Consider the following 19,618-nt stretch of genomic DNA (forward strand, 5'->3'; position numbering starts at 1 on the left):
TTAGTCGGCCTTACGTTCTTTAAGCACTTGGCGTAAACCGTCACCTACTAAATTGGTAGACAGTACTGCTAAAAATAATAATACGCCCGGTAAGCCAACAGTCCAAGGGGCAAGGTAAATTAAACCCAGGTTTTCAGCCAAAATAGCACCCCATTCTGTGGTTGGGGGCTGTGCGCCCAATTTTAAAAAGCCAAGTGCTGAGATATCCAAAATAGCGGTAGAAAGCGCCATGGTAAAAATAACCACAATATGCTCGTAAATATTCGGGAAGATACCACGGGCGAGAATATGCCAGTTTGACGCACCATCCAGTTTAAACGCTGTAATGTAATCTTTGTTAAGCTCTTCAACAATTAAGTTACGTACCGAGTGAATAAATTGAGGCAGTAAGGCTAAAATAATCGCCCATACTGTATTCATTAAGCCCGGGCCAAGAATCGCAATAATAATGATGGCTAGTAACAGCGATGGAATAGATAACGTAATATCAAGCAAGTGATTCAAAAAGCTTGAGCGAATTCCCCGGCTGATCCCAGCAAAAGTACCTACTAACACCCCAATTACTGTGGTGATCAAAGCGGCGACAACCGACAAACCAAAGGTGTAGGTTGCACCATTCATTAAGCGCGATAACACATCTCGGCCTAAATCGTCGGTGCCTAATAAAAAGCGTACGTCACCTGCATCATGCCACGATGGCGGCAACAGCAGTGCATCGCTGTGTTGTTGGTTCACGCCATAAGGTGCAAGGAGTGGTGCAGACACAGCCAGTAACACTAAAGCAATAAATAACCATAACCCCACAAGAGCAGGGTGATTAGTTTTAAATTTCTTCCAAAATCGCGCTAACGGCGATTTATTCGACTCTTCAGAGAATAAATTAAACTTTGCCATGAGCTTGGTTCCGCGATAATGGGTCGAATAAGGTATAAGTGAGCTCAGCAACAATGGTAGCTAAAATAACGAACATAGAAACAGCGAGCAAGCCACCTTGAATCGCAGGGTAGTCGCGCTGATAAATACTATCGATAAGCCAACGACCAATGCCCGGCCATGAGAAAATAACTTCGGTGATCATCGCAAGGGTGATCAAGGTACTAAACTGTAAACCTATTTGTTTAATAACCGGTAGCAGCGCATTACGCAGAGCGTGGTGAAGGATCAGCTGTGCACGGTTTAAGCCTTTAGCGCGTGCTGTTTTAATGTAACTCTGATCGAGTACTTTCAGCATAGAGTCGCGGGTAAAGCGAACCAGTACCGTGGTCGGATACATGGCAAGTACAATGGTCGGCAAGGTTAGATGGTGTATTGCATCTAAAAATGCCATGCCATCATACGGAAAGTCACCTAATATGATATCGATTAAAATAAAGCCGGTAATAGGTTCAATTTCGTAAAGTAGACCCATACGGCCCGACATCGGAAACCAACCGAGTTGCAGTGAAAACACCATGATCAACAATAGCGCTAACCAAAAAACAGGCATCGAGTAGCCAATAAGCGTGCCTGAGTTTATAAATTTGTCTGGCCAACGTTTGTAGTAAGCAGAAGCTAAAATACCACCCGGTACGCCCACAGCAACAGAGACAAATAATGCGTAAAGGCTAAGCTCTAGCGTTGCAGGAAATAAGTCTTGAATATGCTGAAATACGCTTTCGCCAGATGCAAATGAAATACCCCAATCACCCTGAATAATACGCTCTAAAAAGGCAAAGTATTGCACTACGTAGTTTTCGGTAAAATGGAACTTATCTTCAAGCGCACTGGTTTGTGAGAAGGTGCTATTGGTAATACCGCTTAAGTTAGTTAGCGCATCACCCGGGAACAAAAAGCTCAATGAAAAGGTAAAGATACTCAGTGTCAGCATCATAAACATCAATAGTGCTAAGCGGCGCAGAATATAATCTAAGATCATTATTCTTTCCTCGCATTAGCTAGTGAAATGCCACCAAAAGGGCTTAAGCTGATGCCTTTAACATCACTACTTGCTGCTTGAAAGCGCATACCATGGGCTATCGGTAAAATAGGCAGCTCTTGCACTATGATCCGCTGTGCTTGATTGTAGTATTGTTTACGCTTTTCAAGATCTGTTGTGTCTAAGGCTTGTGTAAGTAATAAATCAAACTCAGGGTGACACCAATTTGCTGGGTTTTTACCACTGAAAGTCGCAGTACAACTTAATAATGGGCTCATAAAGTTATCAGGGTCTGGTGTATCTGCAGCCCAACCAAGTAACACGCTATCGTGTCTATGTTCACCAATTCGTTGTAAAAAGGTATTCCATTCGTACTCGACGATATTAACGTTCACACCAATCTTGCGTAAATCACTTTGCATCAGCTCAGCCATTTTACGGGCATTGGGGTTATAAATACGGCTTACTGGCATGGCCCAAATATTCATATCAAAGCCATTTTTGTAGCCAGCTTCTGCGAGTAATGTTTTGGCAAGTGCAGGGTTAAATTCTGGCATGGCTTTTTGCGCTTCAAATGCCCAAGAAGCCGGAGGCAGTAATGACTGCGCTTTAATGCCGTTACCGTAATATACCGCTTGCATGATTTTATCGACATCAATGGCGCTGGCGAGTGCTTGGCGTACACGTACATCATCAAAAGGCGGGCGTTCAGTGTTAAAGGCCCAATAACCAATATTTAAGTTTTGCTCTTTTTGAACTTTAATATCTTCACGTTGCGATAAAATACTCAACTGTGCGCTGCTTGGGTGCGCAGTAACATCACACTCTTTAGTGAGCATTTTCGCAACGCGTGTGGTGCCGTTTGGCGTAATGTCATACACCAGTTGCTCAAGTACTACAGGGTGTTTCCAGTAGTCAGGGTTGCGGTAATAGCGAATTAAACGGTCGCGACGGTATTCTTTATATACATAAGGGCCAGTACCTACTGGGTATTGGTCAAATAAGTTTTCTTGGTTTCGCGCTTTAAGCTGCATGGCGTATTCTTCCGATAACACCACGGCAAAGTCAGTTGCAAGGTTTGCTAAAAAGCTGCTTTCAGCATTATAAAGTTCAAACCGTACTTGGTAATCAGAAACACGCACAATACGACGAATAAGCTGATCAATACCCACACTTTGAAAATAAGGGTAGCTGGCATCACCAACAAAGTGATAAGGGTTATAAACGTCGAATAAGCGGCTGAAAGTAAAAATTACATCATCAGCGTTAAAATCACGGCTTGGGGTAAAGTATTTTGTGGTATGAAATTTAACCCCTTTACGCAGGGTAAAGGTAATTGCTTTGCCGTCTGGGCTAATTTTCCAATCAGTTGCCAGCTCTGCTTTAAACTCGGCAGATACCGGATCAATACTCAACAGGCGATCATAAAGCTGATTGGCGATAATATCGATAGTCGAACCTGTCGTTGTCACTTGCGGATTAAACGACACAGGGTTTGCTTCAGCGCAATAGACTAAGCCCTGGTTCTTTTGTTCTGTGGTTTTTTCTTCGTTATCTAGGCAGCCTACTAAGCACACCAAAGACAAAGCAAGTAACGGTTTAAACACCTGATTAGCCTCTAACTATTGCTGCTGATCTAATAAATTGTATTTTTTCAAATAGCCACGTAATTGATGATACGTTAATTCTAAGTGTTCTGCAGTTTTCTTTTGGTTAAATTGGCTATGTTCAAGCGCTTTTTTAATGACATCAATTTCAAAGTCGTTAGACAGCTGCTTTAAATTACAAGGAAATTGAATGTCGGGCTTATTGAGTGTCACAACGTCTTGATTTTGTGTCGTGGCGATAGGCGCAGCTTCGACGTTTGCAACAGGGGCACTGCTAACTGCAGCTTTAACGCGCTGTTTAGGTCTAAATTTACTCGCAAATGGGTCTAAAATAATCTGATGAACGGGAATATGTTCGTTACCATGACGATATAAACTACGTTCAACCACATTCTTTAATTCACGAATATTACCCGGCCACTCATAAGATTGTAGCGTTTCGATGGCGCTACGCGTAAAGCCACTAAATAGCTCCCACTCAAGATCACGAGCCATGTTAATTGCAAATTGTTCTGCCAATAACATGATATCTTCTTGGCGTTCACGCAGCGGGGGCAGGGTAATAACATCAAAGGCGAGGCGGTCGAGTAAGTCGCTTCTAAATTCGCCTTGCTCAGCTAGGGTTGGTAAATCTTCATTGGTCGCACAGACTAAACGGGTATCGACTTTAACGGTTTGCTTACCACCAACGCGTTCAAATTCGCCGTATTCAATAACGCGTAGTAGTTTTTCTTGTACCATCGCCGAGGTATTGGCTAATTCATCAAGGAATAGCGTACCGCCATTAGCACGTTCAAAGCGGCCTTCGTGGCGTTTACTAGCACCGGTGAATGCGCCACTTTCATGACCAAATAATTCACTTTCGAGCAGGTTTTCGTTAAGCGCTGCACAGTTGAGCTTTATATAGTTTTGGTCCCAACGCTTAGATAAGAAGTGCAAACGCGCAGCAATAAGTTCTTTACCCGTACCGCGCTCACCAATAATAAGGACTGGCTTTTCTAAACTGGCTAGTTGCGAAACTTGATCAAGCACACTTAAAAAACTGTCAGATTGGCCGAGTAAATTATCCTGTTGGCGAAATTGGCTCATATTCCCTAACTCTTAGTCATTTTTACTAAGATCTAGTGTATTTCATTATCTATGAGAACTAAAGAAATTTATAAATTTAGTTTAACTGTTTGAATATATTAAGTTATTCTAAGTTTATAAAAGTTGGCAAGCATATTGATACTAGATATACCAACTGATTAAGTTAAAACACCAAAGAGGTAAATGTTATGGGAATTTTTTCACGTTTTGCAGACATCGTTAATTCTAATATCAATGCCATCTTAGATAAAGCAGAAGACCCAGAAAAAATGGTTCGCCTGATCATCCAAGAGATGGAAGATACATTAGTAGAAGTTCGCTCTACATCAGCTAAAACACTTGCTGAGAAAAAAGAGCTAGTACGTCGCGTTGAAACTTTAAAAGTTCAAGTTGCAGACTGGCAAGAAAAAGCTGAATTAGCACTCAGTAAAGACCGTGATGATTTAGCACGTGCAGCACTGATTGAAAAGCAAAAGTCAGCTGATGCAGTCGCCGCTGTTGAATCTGAGCTTGAGCATGTAGAGTCTCACATCGAGAAATTACAGCAAGAAGTAAGCACCTTACAAGAGAAGCTTGCTGATGCAAAAGCGCGTCAAAAAGCAATCATCTTACGTCAACGCTCTGCAGAGTCGCGTCTTGAAGTTAAAAAAGCACTCGACAGCTCTAAAGTTGAAGACGCTTTAAACCGCTTCGAACGTTACGAAACTAAGATCGATGGTCTAGAATCACAAATAGAGTCTTATGATCTTGGTAAAAAATCATTAGCTGACGAAATTGCTGGTCTTCAGCAAGACGAGAAGATTGATGATGAGCTAGCTGAGCTTAAGAAAAAACTAGCAGATAAAAAATAATAAATGGGGGCATGTCCCCCAATGCTTAAACACATAACGGATTGACAGGAGAGTACCATGTTCGACGCAGAAGTTTTGATGGCACCGATTATTGTTTTTATGGTGGTTGTTGCCCCACTTTGGCTGATTTTACATTACCGTAGTAAAAAACAAGTGAGCCAAGGTTTAAGTGAACACGAGCACCGCCAATTATTAGAGCTTGCACAAAAAGCAGATAAAATGGCAGAGCGTGTTGAAACATTAGAAGCCTTACTTGACCAAGAGGCTCCGCAGTGGAGACGTAAAGTATGAGTACCAAACGCGAATTATTTAGAGACGCAGAGCGTGGCAAAATAGCAGGTGTGTGCGCAGGTATCAGCGATTACTTTAACATGGAGCTTTGGCTAGTACGTATTTTAGTCGTGACAGCAGTGCTATTATCAGGTGGTCCATTTATTGTTGTTGCTTACATTGCTGCTTGGTTTATTTTAGATAAAAAACCAGCAGAAAAAACAGATAAAAGCACAGACAGCATTCACCAAGACCCGCTTGAAGTAAAATTTAAAGTATGGCAAAAAGGGGAACCACCTCGCCGTGCATTGCAAGACTTAAAAGATCGTCTTGCTCGAGTTGATGGTCGTTTACAAGAGATGGAACGCTATGTCACATCAACAGAATTTACGGTTAGCCGTGAAATCAACAAACTTTAAAGGATATATACGCACCTTGTTTGCATCGTGATACCCAGCGCAAATAAGGTGCTAGACACTTTATGAGCCAATCATTCGCAAAGAACACCTTTAATTCGTTAAAAAATAAAGCGGAAAAAGCCCTTCATCGTAGTTTAGACCAACACGTGAAGTTAGCCGTCACAGGCTTAAGTGGCAGCGGTAAAACCGCTTTTATTACCGCCTTGGTTAAACATTTAACCAGCCAAGCTGACGATAAAAACTTACCTTTTTTTGATGTGATGCGTGAAAAACGTCATATCGCTACAAAAATAGTGCCGCAGCAAGCACTGACAATACCGACATTTGAATACACAAATGCATTAGCAGCGTTATTACCTGTTGAAGGTGAGCCTGCTTGGCCTGCCTCTACCGAGCGTATAAATACGCTACGTTTAGCTATTAAGTACCAAAGTAACTCGGGGCTACGCGGTCACTTTGCACCGCAATCAACGCTCTATTTAGACATTATTGATTACCCAGGTGAATGGCTACTTGATTTGCCAATGCTAGAGCAATCATTTACTGATTGGTGTGAGTCACAATACTCACTCTTGCAGCAAACAGCACGCAACGAAAAAGCGAAGCCATTTTTAACCGCCCTTGCTGAACTTGATTTATCAGCCAGTGTTGATGAGAGCAAACTTGCTGATGTTGCTGCGCTTTATCAGCAGTTATTAGTGGGCCTTAAAAAAGACACCAAACTTGCCATGCTGCAACCTGGTCGCATGCTGATGCCAGGGGAGCTTAAAGGGGCGCCGTTACTGCAGTTTTTCCCGGTTGCTAATGTGCCAGACGACATAACCGAAGGGTCGAATTTAGCGCATCTTAAAAAGCGCTATAAAGCCTATGTAAAAGAGGTTGTAAAACCTTTTTACGAGCAGCATTTTCGTCATTTTGACCGACAAATTGTGCTGGTGGATGTGCTCAGTGCCTTGAATGAAGGCAGCGAAACGCTGCATGAACAAAGTCGTGTTATTAACCAATTGCTGGCGCACTTTAATTATGGTGAAGCAAGCTTCTTTAAGCGTTTGTTTAAACCAAATATCGACAAGCTACTGTTTGCGGCCAATAAGTCAGATCATATTAGTGCGCAATACCATAAAGATTTAGCGCTATTGCTTGATTCAATCGTGCATGACCAAACGAATCATTTAAAGTTCGAAGGTGTGCAAATTGAAACTATGGCAATGTCATCTATCTGCGCAACAGAGCCGCGCCAAGTGGCTGAGAAAGGCCAGCAGTTAGCTTGTATTTATGGCAAGCCTTTAGGCGAGCAAGAATGGCTGACGTATTTACCGCCGCAGCCACCGTCACGCCTGCTCAACAAACAAGAGTGGCCAAAACAGGGCTTTGAGTTCTTATCGTTTTCGCCACTGCCATGCCCTGATAAACGGTTAAAGCATATTCGTTTAGATCATGTCATGCAGTACCTGATAGGAGATAAACTAACATGAGTGAGCAACCAAAGGAGATGAACTTTCAGGCTGGTCGTCGTATTTCAAGCTCTGCAAGTAATGAGGCTACAGCAGAGGAGTTAACTGTTGCTAAAGTCATAGAAAACGCCGAATTTATCGACGCTGAAGAAGATCAGCAAGATAGCATTGAGCTTGAGCCTGTGTATAAAAAGTCGAAATGGCAAACTCTAAAAGGGGTGTTTGTTGTTAGCTTTTTAATTTTAGTGTTACTTGAGTTTGCGATGTCATTGTTTGTGACGTTTCAGCAATCAATTATTTTAGGTTCGGTGTATTTAACGGCTGTTCTCAGTGGTGTACTACTGATTGCCCGTGTTATTTGGCGCGAGTACCGCATGCTAAGAAGTTTAAAGCGTAATCAATTGCATCGTACCGAGGCTGACCGCTTACTCAATAGCGAGCAAGTAGGTGAAGCATTACCATGGCTAGAAAAGCTTAATAAACATCAAACGCTTACTGGGTTTGAAGAGTTTAAGCAGCAAATAGCAAGTCACCATACTGATAAAGAAATCATGACCTTATATGCCGATAGCTTATTGGTAAGCCAAGATCAGCAAGCAAAAAAACTGATTAACCGTTTTGCCACTGAGTCTGGCTTATTGGTTGCGCTAAGCCCGTTGGCTTTAGTCGATATGATGGCGGTGCTATGGCGTGGCACTAAGCTTATTGAACAAATAGGCCGTATTTACGGTATTGGTTTTGGTTATGCAAGCCGTATTAAATTGTACCGCTTATTAGTGAAACAAGTATTGTTTGTTGGTAGTGCAGAGTTAGTTTCAGATTTAGCGGCAACGGCACTAAGCGCTGAATTACTGGGGAAATTGTCAGGCCGTGCAGCGCAAGGGCTAAGTGCCGGTATTTTTACTGCGCGTATAGGGTATAAAGCGATGGAGCTTAGTCGCCCGTTACCTCGCTTAGAGCATAAGCGCAGCTTGCTAAAAGAAACCGCCAATAGTATTGCCCGAAAAATAGCCTCACGTACGAGCGACAAAGAGACCGAAAATACAAAATGACAACTTTTGTGTACAGTTAATAAAAACGGCTGAGTGATATTTAGCCATCTGAGCATCCGGCATGCTTGTGCATTGTGGGTATCTACGTTTTATTTATGAGTATGAAGTACTGATAATAAAAACGAGAACGCACAATGACTAAGCATCACTTACATACACAATGTATTCACGGTCCAGAAAAACCAAATGACCCACATGGCGCACTGAGTGCGCCACTTTACCAAACCTCTACCTTCTCTTTTGCTAATGCAGCCCAAGGTGCAGCCCGATTTGCTGGTGAAGAGCAGGGCTTTATCTATACCCGTTTAGGTAATCCGACAACCCAAGAGTTAGAACAAAAAGTGGCTCAGTTAGAAAACTGTGAAGCAGCGGCTGCCACAGCGACCGGTATGGGGGCTGTGTCTGCGTCTGTGCTTAGCTTTTTACAACAAGGTGACCACCTAGTGGCATCAAGCGCGTTATACGGTTGTACCTTTGCATTTTTTGCTCACATGTTGCCGCGCTTTGGTATCGAAGTTACTTTTGTTGATATGACCAACGAGGCTGAACTTCGCGGCGCGGTTAAAGCCAATTCAAAAATGATTTTTGCTGAAACGCCAATTAATCCGACCATGGCGGTGCTTGATCTAAGTTTAATTGCCGATGTTGCCAAGCAGCATCAACTGATAAGCGTTATCGACAATACCTTCTTAACGCCTCTGCTACAGCAACCTACCTCGTTTGGTATTGATATTGTGGTACACAGCGCAACTAAATACCTAAATGGCCATGGTGATGTGGTGGCAGGGCTTGTATGCGGCACAGAGGAGCATATCAACCTGATAAAAATGACGGTGCTAAAAGATATTGGTGCAACGATTAGCCCTCATGATGCATGGTTAATTAATCGCGGTTTAAAAACCCTTGCTGTACGCATGGAGCGCCACTGTGCAAGTGCCCAAGTAGTTGCTGAATATTTAGAGCAACACCCGTTGGTAAGCCAAGTTTATTACCCTGGGCTTAAATCACATCCGGGTCATCAATTTATTGGCTCACAGATGAAAGCCGCTGGTGGTGTTATTGCCTTTGAAATAAAAGGCAGCCTTGAAGATGGCGAAACATTTATAAATAACACCCAGCTTTGCACGCTTGCTGTGAGTTTAGGGGATGCTGAAACCCTCATTCAACATCCTGCATCGATGACACATTCGCCTTATACACCTGAAGAAAGAGCAGCTGCTGGGATCAGTGATGGCTTAATTCGATTATCAGTTGGTCTAGAAGATGTTAACGACATCATTAACGATCTTAAAACCGCATTTACATTCATTGGTTAGGTTGTAATTTTAGGTTTACGCTTGCGAATGCTTTTGCCCCTTTAAAAATATGGTGTGTAAACTTTTCGATCTTTTGGTGTAATTTTATCTTTACGTTAAAGCTGTTTCTGCAAACCTTAGAAACAGCCTTAACTATTAAAATTTCGCTTACTTTTACATAGTATCGGCTTAACAAGTTAATGAGATTCTGATCAATGCTGATCAAGATTTAACGAAGAAGGTTATTATGGCTAAAGCAAGTAATTACACCTCCAAGCAACCTGATGAAAATGGGGTTATCCATTGGAGCGAAGAAGAAAATAAAATATGGTCTGAGCTAGTTGCTCGCCAACTCGCTTGCATAGAAGGTAAAGCCTGTGATGAATATTTAGCAGGTCTTAAGAAAATTAATTTACCAACAGATCGTATTCCACAACTTAGTGAACTCAACGAAGTGTTACTCGAAACAACGGGCTGGCAAGTTGCGCCTGTTCCGGCACTGATCGATTTTGATGAGTTCTTTCGATTATTAGCAAACAAGCAGTTCCCAGTAGCGACCTTTATTCGCAGCCGTGAAGAGTTTGACTACTTACAAGAGCCAGATATCTTCCACGAGATTTTTGGTCATTGTGCGATGCTTACCAACCCAGCATTTGCTGAGTTTACACACAAATATGGTCAGTTAGGTTATGCCGCTGAAAAGAAAGATCGTGTTTATTTAGCACGCCTTTACTGGTTTACCGTTGAGTTCGGTTTAATGCAAACCGAACAAGGTCTGCGTATTTATGGTGGTGGTATTTTATCAAGCCCAGGCGAAACACAGTATGTGTATTCAGATAAGCCAGAAATCAATGCGATGAATGTGCTTGATGTATTACGTACACCTTATCGTATTGATATTATGCAGCCTGTGTACTACACCATTAACTCAATCAATGACTTATTTGATATTTCACAAATGGATATCATGTCGCTGGTGAGTAAAGCAAAAGAATTAGGGCTACATGAGCCAAAGTTTCCTCCTAAAGAAAAATTAGCAAGTTAAGGATTTATAATGTCTTCATTAAGCACACAAAAGTGTGAAGCGTGTCGTGCGGATGCGCCTAAAGTATCTGATGCTGAATTAGCAGAATTGATCAAAATGATCCCAGACTGGGTTCCTGAAGTGCGCGACGGCATTATGCAATTAGAGCGTGTTTACAAGTTTAAAAACTTCAAGCAAGCACTTGAGTTCACTAATAAAGTGGGCGATATGGCTGAAGAAGAAGGTCACCACCCAGGCCTGTTAACCGAGTGGGGCAAAGTAACCGTTACTTGGTGGAGCCACTCTATCAAAGGGTTACACAAAAATGATTTTATCTGTGCTGCTAAAACAGACGATGTATTCGCTGCACTGTAAATTTTAAGTTCTGCCCAGAACGATAAAAGGCGTAACCTCAGGTTGCGCCTTTTTGCTTTTTTAGAGCCCAAGAATTAACATTAGGCTCTTATCTATGCGAGAACACTAGAAAAGTAAATAATGAAAAACAAAGCGCTTATTCTGCCATTCCTACTCATTTTGCTGCCCTTAATTGATAGCTTGTTTATCCCGCAAACATTTGGCATTCAATGGCATAGCCCTAAGCTGATGTATCAAATAGGCGTAGCACTGATGATTGTAAAGCTCACTATGGTTGCCATTGGGCTTTGGTTATTACTCAAAGCAAAGCGCCTTTATATGGAAGCTAGTAAATCGACTCGTATTGTTAAATTTTCAGTATTTTTACTCGGCGGCTTACAAGTGGTGATAATGACAGCAATATGCTTTTGGTTTTTAGTAGCGGGCACGCAAGCGAAACATTTTATGCTGCAAGACAAAATTGCTGTATTTACCGCTGATTATGGCGTATTTGCTCCGGTACATCATGAGTTCTCATTTATATGCTTTGATGCCAATGGTTTTTACCACATGCAACCAATTGCTCAGCTTCCTTGGCTCGGAACCTTTACCTTTACTAGCCAAGATTCACGTTTGATCATTCAACATAAAAACCAAAGTGGCGCGAATACTCAAGAAATTTCATTAAAAGGGTTTAGCTGTTTGCAGTGAGAGGTGTTGGCTTTGTGAAAGGAGGCTGCAATTATAAGTGGTTTTCAGGAAGCTGAGATTGGCTTAGTACGGCAACAATCATTATAAAACCATCTTCTTTAATAAAATAAGCGGTATGTTTACCAACAGAAAAGTAAAAACCATTTGGATAAATGTCATACAGCTACGCCTAATTTCTGGATTTTTTGAAAGTGTTTTATAAAGTATCCAAGAAGTCTTTACCATCAACTACATTACCTTGAGCTAAGTCTCTTGTTGCGTTTTCAAAGCAATGCTTAATATAGTCGACTTTCTTATTTTTTAATTCTTCATAATCCTTTATAGACATAAACTCTACGGCGTCCTCGTTGTTTTTACTAATTTTAATAGGTTCACGCTGGGCGTTTAAAAGTCGCTCAGCAAAATTACGTTTTGCATCATTTGCTGTTAGTGTATTCATGGCTGACCTCTAAAATAAAGTGATAGGGGAATTATAGTAAAAAGCATGAAATGGTCGAAATAATTAAATCGCGCGATTAGTTTGGGTTCTGTAGTTTTACTTACAAGGCACTGATTATATAAGGCACGTAACATATATAAAAGAATTATGAAATTTATATTAGATGACATAGTAATCGAGCATATTGAAAACTCTGATCCTATTTCAATAAAAGTAGGAAAGGTTGGCTGTAGCCATGGTTATATTGACTTAGAAGTAAATATGCTATCTATCTCTCAAGCAAATGAAGCACTTACAACAGGTGGAAGGCCAAAAAGCTTAAAATTTGGTTCAGCCCTCAAAGGATGTAAGTTTAAATTTAGTAAGCAAGAGACAAAATTTTACACAGGTTCAATGCTTTGGTGGTGTTTGCCACTAAGCTTTCGCTGGGAACCTCTTTATTGCTATGAAATAAAAGAGGTTATTAGAATGATTCACTATTTTAAAGCATTATAAGGCGAGTATTTTAAACGCGAATCGTAGCTGTAAACTTAGTTCTGCGTTTTTCTTTCATAAGGCAGAAGCAAAATCTAACCCAATAGATTGAAAAAATTAAAGGTTATAGATAAATGTCAGGTACAAAGTTGTATACATTTTTAATGGATTGGAATGGCGGTACTTTCATATCTCAGTCTAGGGGTGACAATATTCAAGAAGCAACTAAGGGTTGGTTAAATCAATTAAGTATTGAAGAAATAAAAAAAACTGAAAGAAGTCTTTCTTTGTTTAAGAGTAGCTTACAGGACGATTTACAGCCAATTGCAATAGAGGGTAATACATCTGTTTGGTGTCTTTCTGAATTCATAAGTGGTGAGTTAGCAATCATTAATATAATCGCCACTCTCGAAAAATAAAATTACTCTACTGGTTAGAGCAAATGGAGGGTGGAGCTACCTTTCGGCTGCTAAAAAGTCAAAAAACATGACCTGACCCTTTTAGTTTCAATAGTTTTAAAATGCATTTCTATGGAATATTTTAGTGTTCAAGGTAAACACCACTGGCAGAATATAGGAGCATAGAACATTAATATCACGCCTCTCAATTTAATTAAAAATCTGCGCGAAACCGATTACTACATACAAGTTATTTTTACTCAGGGCGGATGTTACAAGTTTCATTTGTTCCTAAAATCCATTTATCCAAATGCAACCCCTCTAATCGATGAAGACAAAGGGCATATTGTCACTTTAATCGACGGCACAATGTATGACATTACGGGGAAAGTGAATGGCCAATTCCAGCCATTAAGCAATGAGGATATTAAGCTAGCGGAAACTTGGTCATTTGCAGAAAACAAGTACATTTCATTAGGCGAATGCCCTAATTGCGAAGAACCACTCTTAGTCGTTCAATAGAAACCAAAAAGCCTTGAACGTCTGTGATATTAAGAAGTGCGCGCTAAAAAGCACAAGGCCTGTTAAATAAGACTCCAACAGGCCTTAAAAACTTAACTAAGTCCTACAGCGCTGAAACATTAATAGTGCATTTTGCAACATCATTTTTCGTCACCCATTGCGCAATCGACACTCGACGATAGCTAAAGTTAAATGAATAATCGTCCTGATAGTGCCTATAAGGAAAATTACCGTAGAAAAATCCGTCCTCGAAAAGGTTGAACTGCTTATTCCAAGTCACCTTCATATTTCTGTCGTTTATCACCTCAACATGACCGCTATAATTACCGTTATAAGAGCAAACACTATCGCCAGGCAAGTAAGAATGGGTATGCCTGTCCCTCCAGTGGCCTTCAAACTCTTTCATTGTTTTACGGAAATGAGCGTATTTTTTCCTCTCTGCGTCTTCTTTTTGTTTTTGTTCTAACTGTTTTCTTTCGTACGCCTCCAACAAATAAGGAAGCTTCTTTTCATAAGACCCACCCAGATCCTTCATATAAGTCACTATCTGCTTATCATCAAAGTAAACAATAATTGAGTGGCGCTCATACTCATCACCTTGCTGCAAGACGGCAGAGCCAAAATATACCGCGCTTTCAATATCACCATCTACCAAGCAGAAATATGATTTTGTATGTCGAGGAGATTCAATCCGAATATACTTATCGCTTCCAATCGAATTTGACGTTAACCCCTCTAAACCACCAACAAACGCCGAATATTCTATTAGCGCTTTGTACTCTTTGTGAGACAACCCCATCTGCTCTCTTACGCTAGGAAACTCATGAGCAAGATCAGTAAACTCACTCCCCTCACTGAAAGCCTTAACCTCACCACTACAAGAACGCTTAAAGGCTGTATCCATGTTATAGCCAATCCTCACGTTATTACCACTAGAGGCCACTTTCCGCTTGAAGGACGCCCAACTGACATCACCGTATTCGGCCGAACCAGCGTATGTTTTTATTTCCTCATCGTGCGCTTTCACGACTTTCGAGAACATCTCAGATAGGTTTTCTTCACCAGAGTATGTAATATCATCATGAATTAATTTTCCACTCGAAGTGCAACCTGACAGCGCTAAGACACCCACTAGAATTGATAACTTTCTCATCATTTGTTTATTTATTATTCCATTGTAAGTTAATGATATACAGGCAATATATCACGCTAGAACGAATCGGCAAAAACAACCTGCAATTAAATATTTGCGCACAACAGAGTAATCTGAACAAGGCACTCTTAGCCAGATTGCTACCAGTGAAGGAACCACAGGTAACTTCATTTTTGACTGTTCTTCCTACCATGGAAGAAGAAATAAAGGGGTCAGGTCTTGCTTTTTGCTTCCTAGAAAGTCAAAAAACAAGCGCAACTCTTAATAATCATTACTACCCTTTATTAGAACTGCCAGCTCTTAAAATATTAAATAGCTGGCAGTCATCTCAAGCCTTGCAGTTATTGCTTTACCTGAACTTCGACTTCTTGCCCAGTTTGCAACTGCTCGGCGCCGCGTACTGCCACTTTATCGCCCGCATTTAAAGCGATGTTAGAAGTCGGGGTGACTTCAACAAGTTTATCTTTGCCATTACCTACTTTTACGGGAATTTGCAGGGCTTTGTTGTCGTTGTCGATTTTGACGATATGGGTGCCTTTTTTGCGTAAGATTAGTGCATCGCGACTCACCAGTAGTACATCCCCTTTGCTTTTTAGTGGCACGGCTACATCAACCAGTTGGCCAATTGCCCATGTTTGCTCAGCATCATTTGGCAGTAGGGCGCGTACTTCTACAGTTTGTGAACGCGGATCGGTTGATGGGATCACCGCTGTTACGGTGGCTGTTGTCATATCTGGGGCTGATAAGTCGCCGGCTTGAATCGGTAACTCTATGCCTTTGTGTAAAAACTTTAAGTATTTAACAGGCACGTACAAACGCACTTCTAAGTTATTAATATCGAGCAGGGTGACCAGTTCATCAGCACGATTTATTTCGCGACCAGCGCGTTTAAAACGCTCGCTGATCACGCCGTCAAATGGGGCGCGAACGGTTGCACGCGAAAGCTGATCGTCTATTACTTTTAATTCAACCTTAGCCAGTGCGATATCAGATAACGCAAGGTCATGCTTATTTTGCATATCATCGACTTGGCTTGCTGCAGCACTGCTGGCTTTGGCGAGTTTTTGTAAACGAGCGAGCTCTTGTTGATATAAGCGTAGGTTTATTTTGGCGCGATTGAGCATTTCTTGCTGGCGTGCTTTTTCAAGTTCAAGCGGTAAGGTGTCCATACGAACTAGGGTGTCGCCACTTTTAACCAGAGTACCTGGCTCAACAACATATAATAAACGGCCGCTAACGCCCGCTGTTAGGGTTACATCATCTTTGCCATACAAAGTGCCGCTTACTTCAATTTCGCTTGTTAGCGGGGCTTGTGTGACAGTTTCTACTGTAACCGGTACGACTGCAAAGGCGTTAAATGCGATAAGACTTAATAGCGCACAAAAGCGAGCGGTTAATTTACGAAAAGGTGTGTTCATTGTTTTAATACTCATTGATTCGATACCAAGCTTAAAGGCGTTTTTTCTGGTTGCTGTTTGTTATTAACGGGCGGCAGTTGTCTGCCAAGTTGCAATAAACTTGGCATTAATATCAGGGTGAATAGGGCGCTAATAGCCATGCCGCCGACAATCACAGTGGCAAGACCACGGTAAATTTCTGATCCTACCCCCGGCATTAGCATCAGTGGCAGCATGCCAAATAAGCTGGTTAAAGTACTTAAGTAAACGGGTCTTGCGCGCAGTAGTACAGCTTGACGAACTGCGTCTTCTCGACTGAGTCCTGCGGCCATCGCAACGCGGGTTTGGTCAACCAATAAAATGGCATTATTTACCACCAGACCCAGCAAGATAATAAAGCCAATCATGGTCAGTAAGTCGAGCGATTGAAAGGTAAATAAGTTAAGTACAAATAAAGCCAGTACACCGCCTGCAATTGCCAGTGGCATAACCAGTAAAACTAACGCGCTGTCTTTGGCTGACTTAAACAATGCGGTCATTAGCAAGAATAAAATAAACAGAGCCAAGATAAAGTTGATTGTCATTTCTTGCATGGCCGAATTCATCTTTTGTGCGTTACCCGCCAAAATCGCGCCAGAGCTGTCAGGCAAGCTTGCACGAACTTTTGGCATAACTTGCTCTGAGAGAATAGTTTGCGCTTGTTGCAAGCTCATGTCTGCTGGTGGCGTGACAACAATACTCACGGTACGGCGGCCATTAACACGTCGAAGCTGTGTTGGGCCTACGGTGCGCTCAATATTGGCAAGCTCACCTAAGGTTTGAATACCTGATTGCGGGGTCACAATGGGCAGTGCTTTAAGCTCCTCTGGAGTTTGCCACGGTATGCCGCGCAAAATCACGTTCATGCGTTCGTTGCCATCAAAGTATTCATTAACAAATAACCCACCTGTATAGGCTTGCACTGCTTGAGATACATCACGACGAGTTAGCCCAGCTTGGGTTATACGGCGGTCATTGGGTGTGAGCCTAAGTTCTGGCTCTGCCATATCGAGTCGTGGTTGTGGCCTTGCGGTGGCATTCGGCATTGCTTCGGTGACAGCTTGCAGCGCCACATTAGCACCGGCGATTAGCTCGTCCATATTCGGGCCAGTCAAATCGATATTGATATTGCGACCATCACCGCCATTAGCAACTTGGATCATCGACCCTCTAAAGAAAAATACTTGGGTGTCGGGCAAATCAATGAAGATTTCTTCTCGGGCTACCTTCATTAATTCTTCAACACGTTGTGGATCAGCAGAATAAATAAAGCCGCCAGCATTCGAACCAAAAGCATAAAAGTTAAAATCTTTTATCCCCGGCTCTTTTTCACCTGTGTAATAAGGCATTAAGCGCTTTTTGATGCGCATCAGCAGCTCTTCTTCCATAAACTGCACATTGCCGCCAGGCGGGGTGTTCAAGTTAAAGAAAAAGCCATCGGTTGGTGCGCGCGGCATAAAATCAGTTTTCGGGAGCATGGTCATGGTCGCGACGAGTGAGCCTCCTAATAACGACACTATCCATACTATTTGTTTTACGCGGGTATTGGTAAGCGCCATGATGAAGTTAGTCAGCTTCTGCCAATATTCACGATAAGGATCCGCTTTGAGCTCTTTGTCTGGCCAAAAGTGGTTAGCTAACGGAATAAGTGTAATTGCGCAAATCATAGAGGCAATTACAGCAATTGATAAGGTGAGCGCCAAGTCAGAGAATAACTGCCCCTCAATACCTGCCATAAATAAAATTGGCAAAAAGATAGCAACGCTGGTGGTGGTTGAGGCAAATAAAGCGCCTGTTACTTGAGCTGCACCTTTTAGCGCGGCTTTTTTACTATCAAAGCCTTCGCTTCTGAGCCTTGCGATGTTTTCTTGCACTATGATGGCGGCATCAAGTACTAAGCCAACCGCAAAGGCAAGGCCTGCCAGTGAAATAACATTTAAGCTGCGGTCAAAAATATTTAACGTTAAAAACGCGACTAACAAAGAGACAGGAATCGTCGCTGCAATCACAAATGTGGCCTTTAAACCTCTAAAGAACAGCCACAAGATTAAACACGATAGCAGAACACCTAGGCCTAAGTTACTTTTAACCAACGACAAGGCATTACGAATATGCACAGAGGCATCAAAACTTAATTCAATCGATAAGCCATTCTCAGCCAGCGGCCCTTCGTTTAGCTCTTTAATGGCAAGGTTAATTTCGTCGAGTAGGGCAACGGTATTGGCTTCGTTAGCGCGCGAAATACGAATGTAATACGCGGGTTTACCATTTCGACCACTCATCCCTAAACGGTCAGAAAAAGTGCGCTCTACACTTGCAATATCGCCAAGGTAAATGGGTCTATCGCCTGAATAACCAACGCGCATTTGTGCCATGCTCGATAAATCATATTGCCCAGTAAAACGTACGGTGTATTGACGACGGCCAACATTGGCAAGGCCACCAGAGGTATCGCGTGAGCTGGCTAATACGTTACTAATTTGGTCAAGGCTGACGCCAAGTGCAGCGGCTTTGTGAGGGTCAAAGGTAATACGTAATTCTTTTGGTCGCTCACTGGCTAAATCAACGCGGGCAACACCAGGAATACGTGCCAAACGGGGCTCAACAAATTCATCGATTTGTTTTTGGAACTGCGCCATGTCTAAATCTAGGCTGTCGCTATTAAAATCTTTTGGGGTGACCAGTAATGTTGCTGCGGCCTCCCCATTATTACCGCCAGCAAAAACCACAGGATCAAATGCATCTAACGGCAGAGGCGGCGCTTGGTTAAGGCTAGTTAACACATCAAGCATGGCCTGTTGCATGTTTTGCCCAACAGCAAAAGTCAACGTGATCGAGCCATTGCCACGGTTAATGTAAGTATTAACCTCTAGCGCACCCGGGGTGTTTTTTACTGCGTTCTCGAGCGGCTCAATGATCACCGATTCAATCTCTTCAGGTGCAGCTTGGCGCCAGCCAGAGAAAATAGTGATCTGTGGTTGCTCAATATCTGGTGTGAGCTGAATTGGCAGCTTAAAAATACTCAACATGCCAAACAACATAATCAACACCAAGATGACAATAACACTCGCAGGGTTTTTCAGCGAACTACGTGTCAGGTTCATTGTGTGTGTTCCAAAATCAGTTTGTGTGCATTGTAGTGCGATGTAAAAAAA

The 19,618-nt window shown here is 42.1% G+C and carries 20 protein-coding genes; 12 read left to right on the forward strand and 8 right to left on the reverse strand.

The features are described from left to right. From NFU46_RS13740 to pspF, 4 genes are read right to left on the reverse strand one after another with little or no spacing between them, the layout of a single operon-like run. A complete protein-coding gene (locus NFU46_RS13740) occupies positions 1-894 on the reverse strand; it encodes an ABC transporter permease subunit (protein WP_054562068.1) in 894 nt (297 codons plus the stop codon). After that, positions 881-1,915 carry an ABC transporter permease subunit gene (locus NFU46_RS13745; RefSeq protein ID WP_251602583.1) on the reverse strand — a complete coding sequence of 345 codons (1,035 nt, stop codon included), beginning with the start codon at positions 1,913-1,915 and terminating at the stop codon, positions 881-883. Before NFU46_RS13745 ends, NFU46_RS13740 begins: the two co-directional genes overlap by 14 nt. Further along, on the reverse strand, positions 1,915-3,522 hold the full coding sequence (locus NFU46_RS13750; protein ID WP_054562066.1) for an ABC transporter substrate-binding protein: 1,608 nt from the start codon (positions 3,520-3,522) through the stop codon (positions 1,915-1,917). Before NFU46_RS13750 ends, NFU46_RS13745 begins: the two co-directional genes overlap by 1 nt. Positions 3,523-3,537: 15 nt before the next feature. Next, positions 3,538-4,611 carry a phage shock protein operon transcriptional activator gene (pspF, locus tag NFU46_RS13755; protein ID WP_054562065.1) on the reverse strand — a complete coding sequence of 358 codons (1,074 nt, stop codon included), beginning with the start codon at positions 4,609-4,611 and terminating at the stop codon, positions 3,538-3,540. Positions 4,612-4,799: 188 nt separating this feature from the next. On the opposite strand from pspF, the gene pspA reads away from it, so the two are divergent. The 9 genes from pspA (at position 4,800) to NFU46_RS13800 (ending at position 12,041) form a co-directional block, all read left to right on the forward strand. Beyond that, entirely contained in the window at positions 4,800-5,462 is a 663-nt protein-coding gene (pspA, locus tag NFU46_RS13760; RefSeq protein WP_251602585.1) for a phage shock protein PspA, read from the forward strand. 57 nt (positions 5,463-5,519) lie between these two features. Then, positions 5,520-5,753 (forward strand): envelope stress response membrane protein PspB, encoded by a 234-nt coding sequence (gene pspB / locus NFU46_RS13765; protein WP_036969793.1) that lies wholly within the window; start codon positions 5,520-5,522, stop codon positions 5,751-5,753. Then, the gene (gene pspC / locus NFU46_RS13770) at positions 5,750-6,151 is read left to right on the forward strand and encodes an envelope stress response membrane protein PspC (protein WP_138599304.1); all 402 of its coding nucleotides are present in this window, start codon (positions 5,750-5,752) and stop codon (positions 6,149-6,151) included. Before pspB ends, pspC begins: the two co-directional genes overlap by 4 nt. 62 nt (positions 6,152-6,213) lie before the next feature. Beyond that, positions 6,214-7,626, forward strand: coding sequence for a YcjX family protein (locus tag NFU46_RS13775; protein WP_251602587.1), 1,413 nt, complete (start codon positions 6,214-6,216; stop codon positions 7,624-7,626). After that, complete coding sequence (locus tag NFU46_RS13780) at positions 7,623-8,657, forward strand: TIGR01620 family protein (protein WP_251602589.1); 1,035 nt, start codon at positions 7,623-7,625, stop codon at positions 8,655-8,657. Before NFU46_RS13775 ends, NFU46_RS13780 begins: the two co-directional genes overlap by 4 nt. Before the next feature lie 134 nt (positions 8,658-8,791). Continuing rightward, the gene (megL, locus tag NFU46_RS13785; protein ID WP_063529998.1) at positions 8,792-9,973 is read left to right on the forward strand and encodes a methionine gamma-lyase; all 1,182 of its coding nucleotides are present in this window, start codon (positions 8,792-8,794) and stop codon (positions 9,971-9,973) included. A gap of 226 nt (positions 9,974-10,199) precedes the next feature. Beyond that, entirely contained in the window at positions 10,200-10,997 is a 798-nt protein-coding gene (gene phhA, locus NFU46_RS13790) for a phenylalanine 4-monooxygenase (protein WP_054553132.1), read from the forward strand. Between the two features lie 9 nt (positions 10,998-11,006). Beyond that, positions 11,007-11,351, forward strand: a complete 345-nt coding sequence (locus tag NFU46_RS13795; RefSeq protein WP_036969771.1) for a 4a-hydroxytetrahydrobiopterin dehydratase — start codon at positions 11,007-11,009, stop codon at positions 11,349-11,351. A gap of 120 nt (positions 11,352-11,471) precedes the next feature. Beyond that, positions 11,472-12,041 carry a hypothetical protein gene (locus NFU46_RS13800; protein WP_251602591.1) on the forward strand — a complete coding sequence of 190 codons (570 nt, stop codon included), beginning with the start codon at positions 11,472-11,474 and terminating at the stop codon, positions 12,039-12,041. Positions 12,042-12,237: 196 nt separating this feature from the next. On the opposite strand, the gene NFU46_RS13810 is transcribed toward NFU46_RS13800, so the two are convergent. Further along, on the reverse strand, positions 12,238-12,480 hold the full coding sequence (locus NFU46_RS13810) for a type II toxin-antitoxin system prevent-host-death family antitoxin (RefSeq protein ID WP_063530000.1): 243 nt from the start codon (positions 12,478-12,480) through the stop codon (positions 12,238-12,240). Between the two features lie 147 nt (positions 12,481-12,627). Here NFU46_RS13810 and NFU46_RS13815 point away from each other — a divergent pair, with 147 nt between their 5' ends. From NFU46_RS13815 to NFU46_RS13825, 3 genes are all read left to right on the forward strand, one after another. Next, positions 12,628-12,975 (forward strand): hypothetical protein, encoded by a 348-nt coding sequence (locus NFU46_RS13815; protein WP_175082832.1) that lies wholly within the window; start codon positions 12,628-12,630, stop codon positions 12,973-12,975. Positions 12,976-13,088: 113 nt separating this feature from the next. After that, positions 13,089-13,373, forward strand: coding sequence for a hypothetical protein (locus NFU46_RS13820; protein ID WP_251602593.1), 285 nt, complete (start codon positions 13,089-13,091; stop codon positions 13,371-13,373). Between the two features lie 264 nt (positions 13,374-13,637). Continuing rightward, positions 13,638-13,874 carry a hypothetical protein gene (locus NFU46_RS13825; RefSeq protein ID WP_251602595.1) on the forward strand — a complete coding sequence of 79 codons (237 nt, stop codon included), beginning with the start codon at positions 13,638-13,640 and terminating at the stop codon, positions 13,872-13,874. A gap of 103 nt (positions 13,875-13,977) precedes the next feature. Here NFU46_RS13825 and NFU46_RS13830 read toward each other — a convergent pair whose 3' ends face one another. From NFU46_RS13830 to NFU46_RS13840, 3 genes are all read right to left on the reverse strand, one after another. Beyond that, entirely contained in the window at positions 13,978-15,030 is a 1,053-nt protein-coding gene (locus NFU46_RS13830; RefSeq protein WP_251602597.1) for a hypothetical protein, read from the reverse strand. A gap of 338 nt (positions 15,031-15,368) precedes the next feature. After that, positions 15,369-16,460 (reverse strand): efflux RND transporter periplasmic adaptor subunit, encoded by a 1,092-nt coding sequence (locus NFU46_RS13835; RefSeq protein WP_405030668.1) that lies wholly within the window; start codon positions 16,458-16,460, stop codon positions 15,369-15,371. Continuing rightward, positions 16,457-19,567, reverse strand: coding sequence for an efflux RND transporter permease subunit (locus NFU46_RS13840; RefSeq protein WP_054562051.1), 3,111 nt, complete (start codon positions 19,565-19,567; stop codon positions 16,457-16,459). The genes NFU46_RS13835 and NFU46_RS13840 overlap by 4 nt, the downstream gene beginning before the upstream one ends. Between the last annotated feature and the right edge of the window lie 51 nt (positions 19,568-19,618).

The organism is Pseudoalteromonas sp. NCCP-2140 (assembly GCF_023708065.1).
Lineage (GTDB): Bacteria > Pseudomonadota > Gammaproteobacteria > Enterobacterales > Alteromonadaceae > Pseudoalteromonas.